This window comes from Candidatus Nitrosopumilus sp. bin_68KS (assembly GCF_054095825.1).
Window position 1 is genome coordinate 29,082 of record NZ_JBSWSP010000002.1, and the last position, 17,957, is coordinate 47,038.

General features: G+C 28.7%; 20 protein-coding genes. 5 read left to right on the forward strand and 15 right to left on the reverse strand.

What is annotated here, in order from left to right:
• Nucleotides 1-237 precede the first annotated feature (237 nt).
• Nucleotides 238-813, forward strand: a complete 576-nt coding sequence (locus ACW9W3_RS00630; protein WP_457764244.1) for a hypothetical protein — start codon at nt 238-240, stop codon at nt 811-813.
• A 299-nt stretch (nt 814-1,112) separates the two neighbouring features.
• Entirely contained in the window at nt 1,113-1,679 is a 567-nt protein-coding gene (locus ACW9W3_RS00635; protein WP_457764245.1) for a hypothetical protein, read from the forward strand.
• 44 nt (nt 1,680-1,723) lie between these two features.
• On the opposite strand, the gene ACW9W3_RS00640 is transcribed toward ACW9W3_RS00635, so the two are convergent.
• The gene (locus tag ACW9W3_RS00640) at nt 1,724-2,098 is read right to left on the reverse strand and encodes a hypothetical protein (protein WP_457764246.1); all 375 of its coding nucleotides are present in this window, start codon (nt 2,096-2,098) and stop codon (nt 1,724-1,726) included.
• 143 nt (nt 2,099-2,241) lie between these two features.
• Here ACW9W3_RS00640 and ACW9W3_RS00645 point away from each other — a divergent pair, with 143 nt between their 5' ends.
• Nucleotides 2,242-3,675, forward strand: coding sequence for an NAD(P)/FAD-dependent oxidoreductase (locus ACW9W3_RS00645; RefSeq protein WP_457764247.1), 1,434 nt, complete (start codon nt 2,242-2,244; stop codon nt 3,673-3,675).
• Nucleotide 3,676: 1 nt separating this feature from the next.
• Here ACW9W3_RS00645 and ACW9W3_RS00650 read toward each other — a convergent pair whose 3' ends face one another.
• The 4 genes from ACW9W3_RS00650 to ACW9W3_RS00665 all read right to left on the reverse strand — a co-directional run bounded on the left by ACW9W3_RS00650 (nt 3,677) and on the right by ACW9W3_RS00665 (nt 5,690).
• A complete protein-coding gene (locus ACW9W3_RS00650; protein WP_457764248.1) occupies nt 3,677-4,129 on the reverse strand; it encodes a hypothetical protein in 453 nt (150 codons plus the stop codon).
• A gap of 103 nt (nt 4,130-4,232) precedes the next feature.
• The gene (locus ACW9W3_RS00655; RefSeq protein ID WP_457764249.1) at nt 4,233-4,709 is read right to left on the reverse strand and encodes a universal stress protein; all 477 of its coding nucleotides are present in this window, start codon (nt 4,707-4,709) and stop codon (nt 4,233-4,235) included.
• A 69-nt stretch (nt 4,710-4,778) separates the two neighbouring features.
• On the reverse strand, nt 4,779-5,276 hold the full coding sequence (locus ACW9W3_RS00660; protein WP_457764250.1) for a response regulator: 498 nt from the start codon (nt 5,274-5,276) through the stop codon (nt 4,779-4,781).
• Between the two features lie 30 nt (nt 5,277-5,306).
• A complete protein-coding gene (locus tag ACW9W3_RS00665) occupies nt 5,307-5,690 on the reverse strand; it encodes a response regulator (protein WP_457764251.1) in 384 nt (127 codons plus the stop codon).
• A 113-nt stretch (nt 5,691-5,803) separates the two neighbouring features.
• Here ACW9W3_RS00665 and ACW9W3_RS00670 point away from each other — a divergent pair, with 113 nt between their 5' ends.
• The gene (locus tag ACW9W3_RS00670; protein ID WP_457764252.1) at nt 5,804-7,261 is read left to right on the forward strand and encodes a sensor histidine kinase; all 1,458 of its coding nucleotides are present in this window, start codon (nt 5,804-5,806) and stop codon (nt 7,259-7,261) included.
• A gap of 22 nt (nt 7,262-7,283) precedes the next feature.
• Here ACW9W3_RS00670 and ACW9W3_RS00675 read toward each other — a convergent pair whose 3' ends face one another.
• A complete protein-coding gene (locus ACW9W3_RS00675) occupies nt 7,284-7,652 on the reverse strand; it encodes a response regulator (RefSeq protein ID WP_457764253.1) in 369 nt (122 codons plus the stop codon).
• A gap of 135 nt (nt 7,653-7,787) precedes the next feature.
• Between ACW9W3_RS00675 and ACW9W3_RS00680 the strand changes: the two genes are divergently transcribed.
• Nucleotides 7,788-8,435 carry a hypothetical protein gene (locus ACW9W3_RS00680; protein ID WP_457764254.1) on the forward strand — a complete coding sequence of 216 codons (648 nt, stop codon included), beginning with the start codon at nt 7,788-7,790 and terminating at the stop codon, nt 8,433-8,435.
• Here the strand turns inward: ACW9W3_RS00680 and ACW9W3_RS00685 are convergent.
• The 9 genes from ACW9W3_RS00685 to ACW9W3_RS00725 form a co-directional block, all read right to left on the reverse strand.
• A complete protein-coding gene (locus ACW9W3_RS00685) occupies nt 8,432-9,814 on the reverse strand; it encodes a YncE family protein (RefSeq protein WP_457764255.1) in 1,383 nt (460 codons plus the stop codon). The two genes, ACW9W3_RS00680 and ACW9W3_RS00685, sit on opposite strands and share 4 nt — an antisense overlap.
• 151 nt (nt 9,815-9,965) lie before the next feature.
• Nucleotides 9,966-10,343: a response regulator gene (locus ACW9W3_RS00690; RefSeq protein ID WP_457764256.1), complete on the reverse strand. Its 378-nt coding sequence runs from the start codon at nt 10,341-10,343 to the stop codon at nt 9,966-9,968.
• Between the two features lie 161 nt (nt 10,344-10,504).
• Nucleotides 10,505-11,311 (reverse strand): CheR family methyltransferase, encoded by an 807-nt coding sequence (locus tag ACW9W3_RS00695; protein ID WP_457764257.1) that lies wholly within the window; start codon nt 11,309-11,311, stop codon nt 10,505-10,507.
• Complete coding sequence (locus ACW9W3_RS00700) at nt 11,311-12,024, reverse strand: chemotaxis protein CheC (RefSeq protein WP_457764258.1); 714 nt, start codon at nt 12,022-12,024, stop codon at nt 11,311-11,313. Before ACW9W3_RS00700 ends, ACW9W3_RS00695 begins: the two co-directional genes overlap by 1 nt.
• A 9-nt stretch (nt 12,025-12,033) precedes the next feature.
• Nucleotides 12,034-13,605, reverse strand: a complete 1,572-nt coding sequence (locus ACW9W3_RS00705; protein ID WP_457764259.1) for a chemotaxis protein CheA — start codon at nt 13,603-13,605, stop codon at nt 12,034-12,036.
• On the reverse strand, nt 13,577-14,632 hold the full coding sequence (gene cheB, locus ACW9W3_RS00710) for a chemotaxis-specific protein-glutamate methyltransferase CheB (RefSeq protein ID WP_457764260.1): 1,056 nt from the start codon (nt 14,630-14,632) through the stop codon (nt 13,577-13,579). Before cheB ends, ACW9W3_RS00705 begins: the two co-directional genes overlap by 29 nt.
• 228 nt (nt 14,633-14,860) lie before the next feature.
• Entirely contained in the window at nt 14,861-15,430 is a 570-nt protein-coding gene (locus ACW9W3_RS00715) for a chemotaxis protein CheW (protein ID WP_457764261.1), read from the reverse strand.
• Complete coding sequence (locus ACW9W3_RS00720; RefSeq protein ID WP_457764262.1) at nt 15,430-16,791, reverse strand: methyl-accepting chemotaxis protein; 1,362 nt, start codon at nt 16,789-16,791, stop codon at nt 15,430-15,432. The genes ACW9W3_RS00715 and ACW9W3_RS00720 overlap by 1 nt, the downstream gene beginning before the upstream one ends.
• Before the next feature lie 86 nt (nt 16,792-16,877).
• The coding region (locus ACW9W3_RS00725; protein ID WP_457764263.1) for a flagellar assembly protein FlaJ at nt 16,878-17,957 on the reverse strand (1,080 nt) is incomplete at its 5' end.

Below are 17,957 nucleotides of genomic sequence, written 5' to 3' on the forward strand. Positions count from 1 at the left end.
CATGATCACTCTAATTGTTTATTGACTCTAGTCAATGATGTTGAACAATTCATTGTTTTATGAAAATTGGTTCGTATGATACACATACATTGCAATTGAGCTGTCACCAAGTAACTTTGTGTTTTTGGTCTTAAGCTCTTTTGCTTTTTTCAAATTTTTAGTTAATAAGTACCTGTATTTTGTTTTGCCTGACCTTGTTTTTAATATCATTCCTCTTGATATTAATTTGAAGAAGAAATGAACAAATTATTATTTTTACTGCCCTTAATTGCAATTCCACTTCTTCTTGTAATGAATAATACTGAGGGGGAAAAATATTCTGAACTTGAACTTACAGGTCAATCGGCAATTTTAAAAGTTGGCGAGGACTTTATTGAACAAGCATCAAAAGAAAAATCTGAACAAGATCATACTCTAAACGAACTCAGAGAAATCACTGAGGAAGAAATTCGTAAAGAAACAAAAATTCCAGATCTTAAAGAAAGTGAAAAGATATTTGCTAATGGAATGAAACTAAGTGACGATTATAATCGAGTAAGCTTTGATTATTCTACAGAGAAAATTGGTAAAGATGAATATTATTCTAACTTGTTAAATTTCCAAATCAAATATCAGAAATACATGACTGCAATTGACTCTTACATTGGTGATGAGGATATACTAGATCTTAAACATTCTTTGATGCTAGAATATGGAAAAATTACTCAAGAAATAATCACATTCAAAAACTCTGGGATGATAAATGAGGAATGGCAATCACAATCTGAATATGATAAATACAAAGATTATCTTCCATCCATGTTTAAACCATAAATATAATTTTCAAAAGAAAAAAAATTGATAAAAATAGTGTTCCATCAAAGACCAGACTAACGTCCAACAAAAAAGATCTTTTTGCTGTTTTTCTTAGTTTTGACTCGTTACTATTTTTTATCTGTATCTAGAAAAACAAAATTTGATAAATTATATTGCGTGTTTTTTTTGAACTAGCTGATTTCTAGATGGATTGATGATATTTCTAATTTATGGCATTAATTAAAAAAAGTAACCAAGATCATTTACTTCATCCTTTTTTTGAATTTTTAATTGTGACATTCTCTTTAATAGTAATTTTGGTTCCACTACGAATTTTTGCCAAAGTAATTTTTATTGATGGATGGATAGGCTCTATTGGGATAATTACTGTAGTTTTTGCATTGATATTATATTTATCAAAAAAAGAAAAATTAGGATTTTTTGGCAAAATGTTCATTCGACAAATTACTAAAAATCATAAAGGAAAACGAAAATGGATAATTTATTCTCAAACTGGATTGTTTTTATCAATGGGCATTTTGACAATTTCTTGCATTCATGCTGGAAATACTGAATATCATATTTTAAAAGAACAAGTAATCACTGAATTTGGAAATCAGGGAATACTTATTGACTCTAATTTGAATTTTGATGTGATAAATCAAATATCTTCTCAAGTTTCTCCTCAAGAGCAAGTTGGTGCAATTGCTGCATTACCAATGTTAACAATACAAAATTTTGAAATTTTTTCTGTAGTATTGGCAGTTACTGATCAAATGATGGGGGGATGGGTCATGTATTTTTGGCAAATAATGGTAATAGAAACTATGGAGGTTGCAATATTTTTGGGTATTACTAGGAAATTTATTTTTAAAAAATATTAATACAAATTAAATTATTTTAACTTTAAATTTTTTTAATACAAATATTACCTTGCTTTCTTTTTTAATGCTTCTTTATAATCCTCATATGCATTATCTTTAGTAATTTTTGCAGCATCAAAAATCACTTTTGTTGCATCAATGTCATCTTGTACTCCTGAACTTTTAGCTGATTTATAATTCTCTTTGGCAGTTTTCCATGCTAGAAATGCTTCTTTGTATGCTAGAAAAGCAGCTCTCTTTTCTTCAATAACTTCTTTTTTATTACCTTGATTATCATAATCTTCACTTTTTACCTCTGCAGTACTTCTTGCTTCTTTATTTCTAGGATCTGCATCGTGATGTGCATCTACAACTGACACCGTTTGTGCTAAAAGTAAAACTGTTACAATCATTATTGAAGATATTATTTTATAATTCATATTAGTTCTACTTTAATTGAAAATATTACCTAGTGTTTGTTTGATTCAATCACTCAATTTACCTTCAAATTATTTCTCAAAATACATCTGTTGTTGAAACCAAACAGACAGGTTGTTTTTAGATTGTTCAAATTTAATTATTCATGTCTGTAATTAATTGTAATTGCTGTGATCTTGTATTTGATTCTGAATCAAAATATTACGCTCATTACATAGGAATTCATAAAAGCACTTCTCCATCTATAAAGAAAATTTTGATTTTAGGTGGTGGTTTTGGTGGAATTAATGTATTAAATAAAATTGAAAAAAAGTTTCAAAACGAATCCGTTGAAATTACTATTGTGTCTGATGAAAACTTCTTTCTTTTTACGCCTATGTTGCCTCAAGTAGCATCTGGATTGTTACATCCTAGTAACATTACAATACCTGTAAGATATTTTTGCAAAAAAGCCAAATTTTTACATGCATCAATTGATTCAATTGATTTAAGGCAACAATTAGTAACAATTCAAAGATCATTTGATAATAAAGTCAGAACACTAGAATATGATTATTTAGTATTGGCATTAGGCGGTCAAACAAATTTCTTTGGCAATAAAAATCTTGAAAAACATTCTTTCACAATGAAAACAATATCTGATGCAATAGCAATTAAAAATCATCTAATTGTCATGTTGGAGCACGCTGCACAAACAGGAAATTATGAATTACAAAGAACCTTGTTAACATTTGTAGTTGTAGGTGCAGGATTTGCAGGAGTTGAAACAGTCAGTGAAATAAACCAGTTTATTAAAAATTCTATTTCAAAGTCATATCCTACGATAAATCCAAAAAATGTTAATGTCATTTTAATTTCTGCCAAAGATCGTATTTTACCTGAAATCAATGAAAAATTATCTGAAAAAGCTACTAGGTTTATTGAAAAAGATGGAATCGTGATTCTAAAAAATACAAAAGCCATTGATGCTGATGAGGAGAATGTAGAATTAAGTAATGGTGGGAAACTATCTTGCGCTACACTGATTTGGACAGGTGGAACAAAAATGGATAAAGTAATTTCTGAATTAAAATGTGAACATGGTATTGGTGAAAGAATAATTGTAGATGGTTCATTGAGAATGAAAGATAAAGAAAATGTTTTTGTTTTAGGTGACTGTGCATTAATAAAGGATGATTCATTGAACTCGTACTACCCTTCAACTGCACAGCATGCAATAAGAGAAGCAAAAACTGTGGCTGAGAATTTGCTACTTACATATAAAAAACAAAGTAAATTTAAAAAATTCACTTTTCATAGTTTAGGTATCATGGCAATAATTGGTGAAAGAGTTGGAATTGCTACAATTGCAGGAAAAAATATCACTGGAATTTCTGCATGGGTAATTTGGAGGGCATATTATATGTCAAAAATTCCAACATTTGGTAAAAAATTAAAAATCTGTGTAGATTGGCTCACTGATAGTATTCTTGCACGAGATGTAACCCTTGTTGGTTCTATAAAGAAGAAAGAAATGCATTCAATCCACATTAATGAACATATTCCATCCATTAAGGAACAATTAATGTCAAATAATTAATTTATCTGAAAATTATACATAAAGAATTCTCATTAGCAATTATGTGATAAGAATAATTCTTTAAACATGATTTGAATATTTTCTCAAAAAACTTTTTTAAAAATTTAGTACCATTATCTCCTGATTTATGAGTGACTTTAAAATTATTTCTACCTGATTTTTGTGTGTACTCAAATATTCCAAAATTTGAATCTTGAAAAAACTTTTCACAATTTTTAGCAATTTCACCTACATTTTTTGAACTAGTCAATGTTGTTTTTGTATTAATGATTTTCATTACAATCTCGTTAATTGCTTTTTCAACTTTTTCATTAATAATGTCATTAATTGAATATTTATCAAAATTTATTTCATCTTTATAATTAACTGCTTCATAAAATTTATGAAAGAGTTCCTCTTTGATTTTTTCACTAGAAATATTTTCATTTGATTTTTTCTCTAAAGTTTTTTGCAATCAGATATTTCTCAAACAAATCTAGTATTATCATATGTGTGTTCTTTTTACACAAACGTTATCTAATTTTTTTAATAAATATTGATTATGTTTTATTGTAAAATCATTTTACTAACAATACTGGAACTGGTGAATTTTGTGATACTTCAAGAGAAACACTTCCTAACATTAATTTTCTATCAGAACCGTTTCCTCTTGTGCCCATAATTACCAGATCAGCTTTAGTTGAATAAATGTAAGACATTACTGTTTGAGTTATTGAGGATGAAGCTGCTACAAAAGATCTACATTCAATCCCACGTTCTTGAGAAATCTCTTTTAATTTTTTATGTTTTAATTTAATTTCATTTAATTTTTCTCTTTCTATAATTGTCTGATGTGCATTATAATCTAAAAATGAAATTGATAGATGATCGCTATGATAAACTGAAACAATAATTATTTCTATTTTGTGTCTAAAGTTCAGATTTATTGCATGCCAAAATGCTTTATCTGACATTTTTGAATTGTCAAATGGGACTAGAATTTTTTTAAAAAGTGATTTTGAGAATTTTTCTTGTTGTGGCGCATATACTTGCATGCTAAATATTATTATGTAAATTTTAAAGCAAGTTGTATGATTAAATTAAACAGAATATGACTTCATAATCTATTCTAATTTATCATGAATCTTTTTCATAATCTCCAAATAAGTGCTAATTTGTGCATGAGTGGGTTCAAGTTCTTTTAGATTTTTTATGTCTACATTGAGTTTGGCTAATTCTTCGTATGTTGTGGTATCTTCAATTACATTCAAAAGTTTTTGCAATCCAAATGGTTTCTGAAGTAGTTCTACAATTTGTTTCAAAGTCTTAATTGATTCTTTTAATGTGTCTTCAACATATGCTGAGGCAAATAAAATTCTTTGATTTGGACATTTTGCCAATATTTCTGATGCAACTTGCATGCCATTTTTCCCTGATAACTGATAATCTAAAATTACTATATCATATGGGGTGGATTCGGAATTGGAATCAAAATTACTAAAATATGTTTTTAGTCCTGACTCTCCATTCATTTCCAATGAAACAGTATGATTATTTGATTCGAGGAAAATTTTATACTCTTCTAATAAATCAATTTCATCTTCAACAATTAGAACTTTCATATTTTTAGTCCTCTCTCTATTATTTATAATCTATGTTGAAATAATGGGCTTTGTATTATTTGAAACATTTTCTATTGCTTTCATAATTTGATTTATTTTGAAAGGTTTGAAAATTATCGCATCAACATTGTATTCTTTTAATTTTTTATCTGTTTCCTGAGTTAAATCTGCTGTTACCATAATTATTTTTGCATCCTTAAATTTTTCTCTTAAATTTGTTATTAGATAAAATCCATCATATTCTGGCATCCAAAGATCTGAAAAAATAATATCTGGATGTTTTTCCTCAAATAATTTTATCCCATCTAATCCATTGTATGCTTTGCCAATAACATCAATATTTTGTAATGAAAGAAATTCTGAAAATACTTCTACTGTATCAAAATCATCATCTACAATAATTGCACTAGTCATGCTTTTTTACGCTTTTTCTATATCAAAAGGAATTGTTCTAAATTTTTGAACAAACAAATTCGTCTGTTTAATCTAAACAAGCAGTAATTCAAGTTAGTTTTAATTTAAACAAAATGTTGTTAGAAATTTCTAGTCATTCTCAGTTTAGAATTGGAATATGTATATCAATGATAATTTTGTTGTTGGGGGTTGTTTCAATTTACACCATAAAAACAATGAATGATATTAATCAGAATTACAACTTTATTTTAGATTACAATCAAAAAATATCTAATTTTGATGATATTAAAGTAAAGTATGAAAGACAAATGACAATATTTGAAAGTTTAAAATCTGAAGAACATTTGACAGGTGTTGGGACATTTTGGATATATAATACTGAAATTAAAAATAAAATTTATGATTTTAATCGATTAATTCTAGACAATAATCAAATTGATGAAATTTTGGTAGATGAACAATCACTAGATCTTGAAAATACTGTTAATTTGTACTATAATTTACATTTGGAATATGAAAATAGTGCATCTAATGCATTATCCTATTTTTATGATGGGGATTTTGGTGGATTTTTACTAGAATATGAGAATTTAAAATATTTGCAATACGAATTACTTGAAAAACTTGAGGATATTGAGCAAATGCTTCAGATAATCCCAGTACATTCAAAATTATCTGTAGATGCAATAATTACTGATTTTCAGATTTTGCAGTGGACTATGATTATTTTGGTGGGGGTTGTGACCTCGATGTTGGTCTTCTTTCTCAATCAAACAAACAAAAATCTTAAAAATGAAATTAAAGAACAAACAAAAAACCTCCAAAAATTAAATGAAAAATTAAAAAAAGTAGATAAGAAAAGAGAAGAGTTCATTTCAATTGCATCTCATGAGCTCAAGGGTCCAATACAACCAATTTTTGGATTTGTAGAACTTGCTAAAACAGGCATAATTTCTAAACAAGAAGCTCTAGAAGGAATATCTAATATTGCCCTGAATTTAGAAAATATCGCAAATAACGTACTTGATCTCACAAAAATTGAAAATGATGAATTAGAATTACATTTAGAGAAAAATAATATAAATGATATAATTTCTGAAGTTCTAGATTCTGAGCATTATAACCCTGATAGAAAAGTACCGATAAAGACTAGACTTGATTTAGATGTTGTAATGAATCTTGACAAAACTAGAATTAAACAGGTTCTCAGAAATATTATGGATAACTGTATTAAATTTACAGCAACTGGAGATATAACTATTCAAACAAATCTACTTAAAGATAAAAAAACTATAAAAATATTCATAAGTGATTCTGGTCCTGAAATTCCAAATGATGTTCTGCCAAAAATCTTCAAAAAATTTGTAACTAAAGGAAATTACAAAGTTTCAGGTTTCGGACTTGGATTGTATATATCTAAAAAAATTATTGATGCTCATAATGGAAGAATTTTGGCATATAATAAAAATGGACACCCTGTTTTTGAAATTGAATTGCCAATAGTTGACTTTGATCTTACTTGGAAAGATTCAGTTATGGATGATATTGAAAAAACTATGAGAAATAATTGATATAACATAATTTACTGTGAATTTAGACTAGTTCTAGAATTTTTGATAATTGGAATGGTTTTTGAAGAAATAATATTTTATCTTTTAATTTTGAAAAATTCCTTTCAGTTGATAATGCATATGCTGATGCAAGAATAATTTTTTGTTTTGGATTTAATGATAAAATATCTGATGCTACTTCTGCACCGTTTCTTTGTGGCATAGAATGGTCTAAAATTAGCACATCAAATTTACTTTCTTTTGAAACATCATCCATACTTTTGATGTATTTTTTAATACAATCATCTCCATCTTTTGCAATTTCTACCTCGTGATTTCCACTTTGGAGTATTTTCTCATACTGCATAGCAGTAAATCTATTGTCTTCTGCTACAAGAATTCGTTTTGACATATTTTTTTAGTTAATTTGTGGTTAATCATATATTGTCTGTTCATACCAAACAAGAAAAAATGATTTTTACTTTGATACAGTTCGTTCAATTGGCACACATTATATAATATTATGCAAATACTGGTGATTATCTCTATGAGATTTGAAAACTCTGACAATTTTGATGAATTTGAATATGATTCTAAAAAAGAAGCACAATTGTTAGAAAAATTTAACGATTATGCAAATCTAGAAAAAAAGATTTCAAAACGAGCATTTCTTGAAGTTTCTGATGAATCAAAACCTGGAAAATTTGGCAAAAAATTCATCATATCTGCAATGATTCAAGGTGCAATAGTAACTGGATTGACTATAGCTCTATTTCTTAATCAACTTTTTGTATTCAATGGAAATCCACAAAATATGTTTGAATTTGCATTTACAGATAATTTGGGAATTTTCTTTTTTGGATTTGTACTCCAAATTGGATTAACTGCTGGTTTGGCAACTATTGGAATATTTTATAATCATATTGAAACAAATCTGCAAAGTGGATTTACTAAATTTAATACTCTGATATCTTGGATTCATTTGTTTGGAACAAACGTGTTTGGAAGCTTGATTACAATATCTTTAATTTTTGCAGGAATTGCCACTAGCCCATTATATCAAACTGAATTAAGCTACTTATTGTCCTCAATCCCTAGTTTGGTTTACATTTCTGCAATTATCCTTGCAATTATTCTAGGGATTGGAATTCTTGGAACATCATTTTTATTTATCAAAAAAAATACTGATGACTAAGATAATGCACAGATGGGTAGAATACTTACCCAAATATCAAATGGGTTAACGTTGTCAATATCGTTAATAGGGAAAAATACATCATCATCACAATTGATTTCTTTCTTTGGCTGATTACCAAGATCATCGCTAAACATCATAGCTAGATCAGTCGTCCAGGTAGGTACTTGAGCTGTTTTTGGTTGCACTTTTTTCTTTTCATTATAATCATCTAATAGAATTTGTGCAATTCCATTCCCATCAAACTCACCTGTTATTCCTAAATTCTTTAAAAGTCCTGAGATTATATCTGTGTCAAAATCTTCACGTTGGGGAATATTTGTAATCCCCTGAATTACTTCTAAAATTAATTCATCATTTACTGAATCATTGCCCTTGATTACCTCTTCAATAATTGGTGTAAGACTATAACTATCATAATCATAAATGACCGAAGAAACTGAATTAGATAAAGGATTTGTAATATAAATTATATTTGTATTTGGGGATGCCACTATAGATTGTGGTGAGTCTAATACAGAAATTGTCTGGATTTTCTTAGAATTTTCATCTAGCAGATATAATTCATTTGAATGCTCATTTGAAATTATAGTTATTCCATTGTTTTGATTTGTAGTCATTTGCCATGCTCCAGATATTATTGGAATTTCATATATTATTTGATTAGTTTGAATATCCATTACTATAATTTCATTAGAATCCCAACTTGAGACGTAGAGAATTTTACTCTTTTCATTAATTGATAGTCCCCAAGGTTTTACTCCTGGATTAATTTCATCAATTAAACTATTTGTTTCACCATCAATTACATTGATTACTTCTGAAGTACCACTTGCAACATACACTTTATTGGTATTTTGATTTATTGCAATTGACCAAGGACTTGAATTAACAAATATAGATTCAATTACTTTAAAATTATTTTTATCAAGAATAATTATTTCGTTTTTAATCAAGTCTGAAATGTATATTTTGTTGTTCTTTTCATTAATTTCTATATCCCATAATGATTCTCCTATCTTTAACGTGTTGATGATTTTTTCATCTATTCCATTAATTATAGTAAGTGTACCAGATATTTTGTCTGTGACATATATCAAATGCTGATTTTTATCTACAGCTATTCTAGTAGGATTTGAATTATTTTCATTTATGCTGATTGTATTTTTGATAATCATATTAGTGGCATCTATTACAGAAATTGTACCTGATTCATAATTTGGGACATATAGATTATTCAAAAATGGATCGAAGTCTATATCTCGTGGAAAATTTCCCACTGATACTGAATCTTGAATGGCATGAGCATTTCCTGAAAATGTGCTTATCCCAAAGATCAATACTAAAATTAGTATCTGTCCATTATGCTTAAAATTCATACATGAATTATGGCAAATTAGACTATAGGGAATCCGGAATTATTCTTGAAAATATACTTCCATTCTGGTAGAATACACTATGATTTATGCGGTACTGCTTTTTACTGCTGATACACTGGTTTTGAAGGATTTTCAAAATCTCTTGAGTTTTTTATTTTGTACGTAATACTTTATTGAATACTAATCCCACATTTCCTCTCTCAAATGGTTTTATTATGTAATCTCTTGCACCTGATTTCATTGCATCTTGAACAATATGTTTTTGTTCAACAGATGTCACCATTATTACACGAGCATTTGGATTTACTTTCATTATTCCTTTTAATGCCTGAATTCCATCTGCCTTTGGCATGTTTACATCCATTGTGACTAAATCTGGTTTGTGATTAATATATTGTCGAACAGCTTCCACCCCATCTGGCGCTTCAACAATATCTGTTGCAAGCCCGTTTGATTTTAAAATGTCTTTTAAAACAGTTCTCATAAATGATGCATCATCTGCAATTAAGACTTTAACTCCACCACCCATTCTAAAAATCCCCCACAAATTCCAAATGCTTATTGTTAATTCTTCTTCTCAATGTTTTCATATATTATCTTCATACTTGTATTAATATCTCAGAGTTTGTTTAGTACATACAAACATTAGTAATAATATTAAAAAATCCATCTAGTTTAATAAATTTACATCTATATTTTTTGATAAATTCTTTCTTTAGGATATAATAATTTGAAGAAATTATTCCCATTAGTTCCAATCATAGATTCATCTTGACCTAAAACCAAAATCCCGCCATCTTTTAACGCCTCTGCGAATTTCTTGTAAATACTATCATGTGATTTTTTATCATGATAAATCAAAACATTCCTACAGAAAATAATATCAAAAAATTTCCTAGAATTTTTCATCAATTCAATATTCTCATATTCGATCTTACTGGTTATCTCATGTTTAACTAGATAATCTTCTTCTGATATTTTTTCAAAGTACTTGTCTAATAATTGATTCTTAACGTTTATCAAATTTGCATTTCGATATATGGCTTTTTGTGCACGAGTTAATGCATTTTGATTTATGTCATTTGCATAAACTTGATAGTTATGATTTTGTGCTTTAGATGATTCTTTAAGTAATATTGAAATACTGTTTGATTCTTCCCCCGAAGCACAACCACAGCTCCAAGCTTTAAATGAATATGATTTTGATTTCTTTATTAAACTAGGTATTGTTTCTGATTCTAATTTCTCCCATATTTGAGGATCTCTAAAAAATTTTGTTACATTTATTGAAAAAGATGAATATAATAATTCGGCTTCATTTGAAGTGGAAAATAATTTAATATATTCATTCCAATCTGAAATGTTTAGGTCTCTCATTCTGAATTGCGCTCGTCTTTCTATGAACACAGGTTTGAAATTTTGTATGTCTTTGCCTGTTTTTTTCTTAATCTCTACAATGATTTTCTCTATGTGTGAAATTGATTTAGATTCAATCATCATTGTTCTCCTGAAGTTTTTTCCGTAGAATTATAACCTTCTATTAATTCATCAATAGAATCATTTTTTCCTCCTAACAAATTTGTATTTAACTCAGTATAGTATTTTTTTACATTTAATATTTCATTATTAGATGAAATTAGTTTTTTTGCATGTTCTGGATGTTGAATCATTATCATATGAATTTCGGTTTTTGTATTTTCTCCACACAAACTTATGTCTGTAATAACTACATCATCAGGGCAACTGTCGACATCTTTTGTAGGTTCTTTGATCAAGTCATCTAATTTTCCTTCTTTGAATGATGGTGTAGATAGATCAATTCTATATCCTGTATTTTCAGATAATGCATTGAAAAATGAACCTGTCAAAATATTTGCAACTTCTTGTAATGCAGACATTCCCATTTCATCTAATTTATTGATTTTTGATCCTAATAGTTTTGATGCAATATTTAATGCATGTTCTAATTTTATAGTATAAAGTAATTCAATGTGTAAATCTCCTTTACCATTTAATCTTACAGAACAAAGTTTAATTTCATTGGATGAAAAAGAAACATCTGTTTTATATGATTTTTTATTTTCTTGAATTGAAATTTTATGGGAAATTGGTTCATTTAATAATGTACACAATGCAGAACATGTTTTTTCTGTAATAAATTCTTCAACGGTTCCTACTAATTTTTGAATTTCATAGTTTTCTAAGTACATCATTATCTCCTAATTGATTATCGCTGATGGATCAATAACTAAAGCTATCTTCCCATCTGGAAGAATAGTTGCATTTGAAAACAAATCCGATGATTCATTTTCATTCAATTTTTTTATAACTATCTCTTGATTCCGTTCAAATTCATCAACTAAAAATCCATATTTCTTTCCATTATTTTCAATAATAATCACAGTCAAATCTTCATTTAAATTTTCTTTATCTTTTTTTATTTCTAAAAAATTGTCTAGACGAATCAAAGGAATAATGCTTTCTTCATGTTTTATAAATTCAGTATTATGCAGTATGGATATTTCTTCATTTTTAATTTTCACTGTGGTAATTATATTTGAAAGTGGTATGGCAAATCTTTCCCCTGATATATTTACAAGAAGTCCTCTAATTATTGAGAGACTGAGAGGTAAAGATAATACAATTTGTGTTCCTTTATTTTTTTGACTAGTGATCTTTACAGTGCCGTTGGCTGCTTCGATTTGAGAAATTACAACATCCATTCCAACACCTCGTCCTGATATGTCGGTAACTTTTTTTGCAGTAGATAATCCTGGGGCTCCAATTAATTGTACTGCATCTTCATCTGACATTGAACTTGATTCCTCTAAAGTTATTATTCCTGAATCTACAGCTTTTTCTTTGACTTTATCGACATCAATTCCTTTTCCATCATCATCTATGGTGATTAGAACATTTTCTCCTTTTCTTTCAACTATTACATTTATGTTCCCTGTTTCTGATTTTCCGCACTGTGTTCTGTCTTCAGAAGATTCTAAGCCATGATCTACACAATTTCTTAAAATATGCAGTAGTGGGTCTGTTATTGAATCTAGAATATTTCTATCTAATTCAATTCCCGATCCATCCATATTCAAATTAACCTTCTTTCCAAGTTTTTGTGATGTATCACGTACTGTTCTGTTACATCTATCAAAAATTTGATTTATTGGAACAAGTCTGATCTTCATTGCATGGTATTGTAAATCTGTAACTAAACGATCTATCTGTACTGATACTTGTTTCAAATCATTATATTTTTTATCTTTTAATGTTTGTTGTAATTGCATTTTAGATGTTAATAACTCTCCTACTAAATCTACAATGGAATCCATATCTGACATTTTAACTCTAATTGTTGAAGGTGTATTTTTTTTCATTCCTTCTTGCATTATAACATTTTTAACATCTTCATCAGGAGATTCTAATTTTTTTAAATATGGTTTTAAATCTATTTTTAGTTTTTCATCTGATATCATTTGTTGTAATAGATCAATACAAACAAAAAGGGCACTTGTCAGATTATGTGTTAGTTGTTTTTCGCCTTTTCTTATCTCATCAAAAATATTTTCAATATTTTTACATAATTCACTTGTTTCACTATATTCCATAGTCGATGCCATTCCTTTAATGGTATGAGCTGAACGAAATATCTGATCTAAAAATGATCTGTTTGTAGGACTATCTTCTAATTGTAATAATGTCTGATTCATCAATTCAATATGCTCTATTGCTTCTGAGACATACATCTCTCGATAATTATTATCTGGTAAGATTCTGCACCTCTTCAAAAATTTTTGTAGGAATCTCATCTATTCCCAATATGTGATCTGCTGCATTTAGATCGATTACTGCTTTTGGCATTCCAAAAATAATACTGGTTTCTTTATTCTGAACAATTGTATGTCCTCCTCTTTTTTTAATTGATTTCATTCCAAATCCACCATCGTGTCCCATTCCAGTAAGAATTACTCCTATCAAGTTTGTTCCAAAAACTTCAGATGCTGAAACCATTGTCATATTTACAGCTGGTCTTACACCAAATCTTTTTTCACTTGAATCTAGATGAATTTTCTTATTTGATTCTACTATCATGTGATAGTCTCCTGGGGCTAAGAGAATTTCATGATCTCTGATGGTGTCTCCTTCCTTTGCTTCTTTGACTACAAATCCTGTATTTTCAGATAATCTGTGAGCAAAATGATTTGTAAATTCTTTGGGCATATGTTGAACAACTAAAATTCCTGCCGGAATTTCTTCTGGTAATTTCGCTAATATTTTTTGAATTGTTCCTGGACCTCCAGTTGATGCCCCAATGATAATTAACCTCTCAGATGAATCTGTACCTGGAATTCTTTTTTTATTTGGTTTTAATGAATTAATTTTATTTGTAATTAGATGTATTGGATCTGACTTTGAAGCAATTTTTATTTTTGAAATTAATTCCTTTTGAAGATCTTTTTTATTTTCATATGTTTGATTAATTGTTACAAAATCTACTGCTCCATTTTCTAATGCATCTAAAACCATCTTTGATCCTTCATGTGAAAAATTACTAACTACAATTATTGGAATTAAAATTCCACGTTTGGTTATTTCTTCAATAAAAGTCAATCCATCCATTTTTGGCATTTCTAAATCTAATAAAATTACATCTGGTTTTTTTCTAATAATTTTTTCTAATGCATTTTCTCCATCAGTTGCTGTTAGACTAATTTGTATTCCATCCCCTGAAATCAAATCTGATATGTATTTTCTCATAAGATTTGAATCGTTAATGATACCTACGTTGATCGATTTTAGCTGCTGGCTTGACAATATGACTCACGCTTCCTTGTAAAAAATTAAGTAATTATTACGGTAATAGTTCATTATTTTTAAATCTTAAAAAGTTATAATAACGTGATGTATGTTTGAGCCGAACAGACTCTATTTTTCCTGATATTGTATTTTATGATAATTTTATTTTGAATTTAATGTATTCTCATTTACAACATCTAAATTTTATATTGAAATATATTTAAAAACATAATTATTTTCCTTTACCTAATTATGTATCTCTTGTTTAATCATTTCTTCAATTTCTGGAATACTTTCTTCTTTTTCATTTTCTATACTTTGTTCTGATGAAATATTTTCTGGTAATGATTCATCCTCATTTCCTCCTAGGAATTTGGGAATATCTATAATAACATATAATTTTTCATTTACTTTTGCTATACCGTTGATATATCTACTATCCTCAAATGCTTCCAGAGGGGCAATTTCGATATCTTTTTTATCTATTCTTAGGACTTCGTTTACTTCATCCACTAATAACCCTGTTAGAACATTATCGATGTCTGTAACTAGAATTCTTTGTTTAGAGTGATCCTTATTACTCTCATATATTCCAAGTTTTTCATTTACGCTAATTACTGGTATGATTTTACCTCTTAGATTCATTACTCCTTTTACATATGATTTTGATTTTGGTATATTTGTGATTGGTCCTAATGTTTTGATTTCTTTTACATGTTGGATTGGTATGGCATAATTTCCTTTTTTTGTAGACTCTTCAGTAATTGCAAATGTCACAACTTGTATCATTTCATTAGATATTTCATTTTCTGACATCAAAAACTCCCTTCTTTTAATTTTTTAATTATTCCTTTGAATATTGGATTTGAATTCTTACCACTTTCGATGTCTTTACAAGCTCCTTCCAAACCTGTCATTTGCATCAATTCAGTAATTGGCATTCCAATGCAAACATAACCTTTGATTTTATTATTTTCATCAAATGTTGGACTGATTGTTGTTTTAAGCCAATATGCATTATTGTCTGCTGCTATATTTCTTATGTATCCATGAAATGTTTTTCCAGTAGAAATTTTCTTCCATAATTTGTCTTCAAATACTTTATCATGCCAATCTAATTTGAATATTCTGTGCATTTCACCTTTCAGTTTTTCTTTTGGCATTTTTGTGATGTCTAAAAAGAATTTATTCATGTACTTACTTAATCCATCTGCATCTGTTGTAGATATGATCGTTGACATATCTATGACATCTGTAATTTCTGCTAGTACTCTAGCTGAATAATTTGCATCTTTTAGAATTTTTGTTTCTTTTTCTTGTGCTTGTGCAATATCTGCAAAACTACTTAGATTTGTTTGTGCAACTGATAGGACTTCTTCACTTGCAGCAGTAGCTTCTTCTGTGCCACTTGATACTTGTTCTGTTGCTGCTGAAATTTCTTGCATTTGATCTACAACTAGTGTCATTGACGTTGAGATATTTTTTATTGATACTAAGATATTTGTGATTACTCCATGTGCATCTTGAACTACACTATTTCCTTTTTGAATACTGTCTGTTGTTTTATCTGATGAATTTTTTAATGAAGATATTAATTCTGAAATATCCTCTGCTCCTTTTTTAGAATTTTCTGCTAATCTTCTTACTTCATCTGCAACTACTGCAAATCCCCTGCCAACATCTCCTGCCCTAGCTGCCTCTATTGCGGCATTAAGTGCCAATAAGTTTGTCTGTTCTGCAATTTGGGTGATAAATGCAGTCATGTTATCTACTTTAGCAAGTTCAAAAGTTAATTTTTGAACATCTTTTGATGATTCTGAAACAATTGATTTCATACTATCCATTTTACTCATTCCTTTTTCTGCATCAGCACTGATTGTTTGTGAAATTTTTTCGGATTCTTTCATCATATTCATTGCTTTATTAGCATTTGATGCAACTCCTTGAATTGCAGATGCAATAGATTGTAATGATTGTGATACTTCTTCAATCCCACTTGTTTGACTTTTTGTTGCAGATTCTAATTCTATTACTGTGTCACTCAACTGCTGAGAAGCAATTACAGCCTCATCAAATGTTCTTAAAACCTTTGATGTAATTTTTTCATCCTTTGAGGACTTAATTTCAGTTGATTTTGTTTGTTCATCATCTATAATTTCAATGGATTGTGATGTCATACATTCATATCTGAAATTTTCTAGATAATGATTTGTTTGATCATTGCAGACAAATGATTTGGTTTTAATTTATATTAAAAATAATTTTATACTCCTGGGACTGGAGCTGTGAAAATTATGCTATCTAAAAAGTCTGCCATAAATTCATTTATTGCAAACATTGAGATTCCTCCAACTACAAGTAATATGCCAATATGGAAAAATACTGTTTTGTATAATCCTCCTTGAATAATCTTAATTGCAAATCCGCTGATAATTGATGTCATTATGAGTAAAACAGGCATAAGCATACTCATAAGGACTGGATCAATAGGACTTAGTTCAAATGCAGCATTTGAAAGATCTCCTTCTGATAAGTCATTGAATAATTCAGTGAGCTTATTCATTAATCCGAAAATTGATAGAGATAATACGTGTAAAATTACCACGACTAATTGAAATGTGGATGCGTTTTGAGCTCGTTTTCCTCTTAACTCACTTATCTTTTTTGTAATGTCTGCAACTACGTTTCCTACCAGATTCATATCTGCACCTTTGTATATTGATGTTGAAACAATATCATTTCCATTTGCTATAATGTGGTGACCAGCTTCTATTGAGAATAATTGAAAACATATGGTCTGGTCTATTCTATTTTTAATCCTATTTTTTAACCCATCAATGAATATTTGAATTGTACCAAAATTACTTCTCATCACTGCCTGAAGTGCTTGCCCCATGGAACCTACTGTGGATAACAATTGTCCGAAATGGAGGATAAATGTTGGATACCATTCTGTATATGTGGCAATTTTAGATTCTTGCTTTTTTGCAATTATCCCTGGGTATAGTAATGGAATTCCTCCTAGTCCTATAGCAAGAATGGGAGGCAACATATTAGTCAATAAAAGAACTGCTGAAACTCCAACCGTTCCAAATATTCCAATGTACATTTTCATTCGAAATTTTTTCTCAATTGCATCATCTGTATGTGCTAACACATCTCTTGGAAACATGAAAAACATCATTGCCACAAAAACTGCCATTCCTGCCCCTGTACCCATCATTGAAACTATGAGAATTGATTCAGAATCCCCAAATCCCATTAGCATACTCATAATTGAATTTGCAGAAATCATAAATGATGCAGTAGACATTAAAGTGTAAAACATTTCTGAAAATAATTT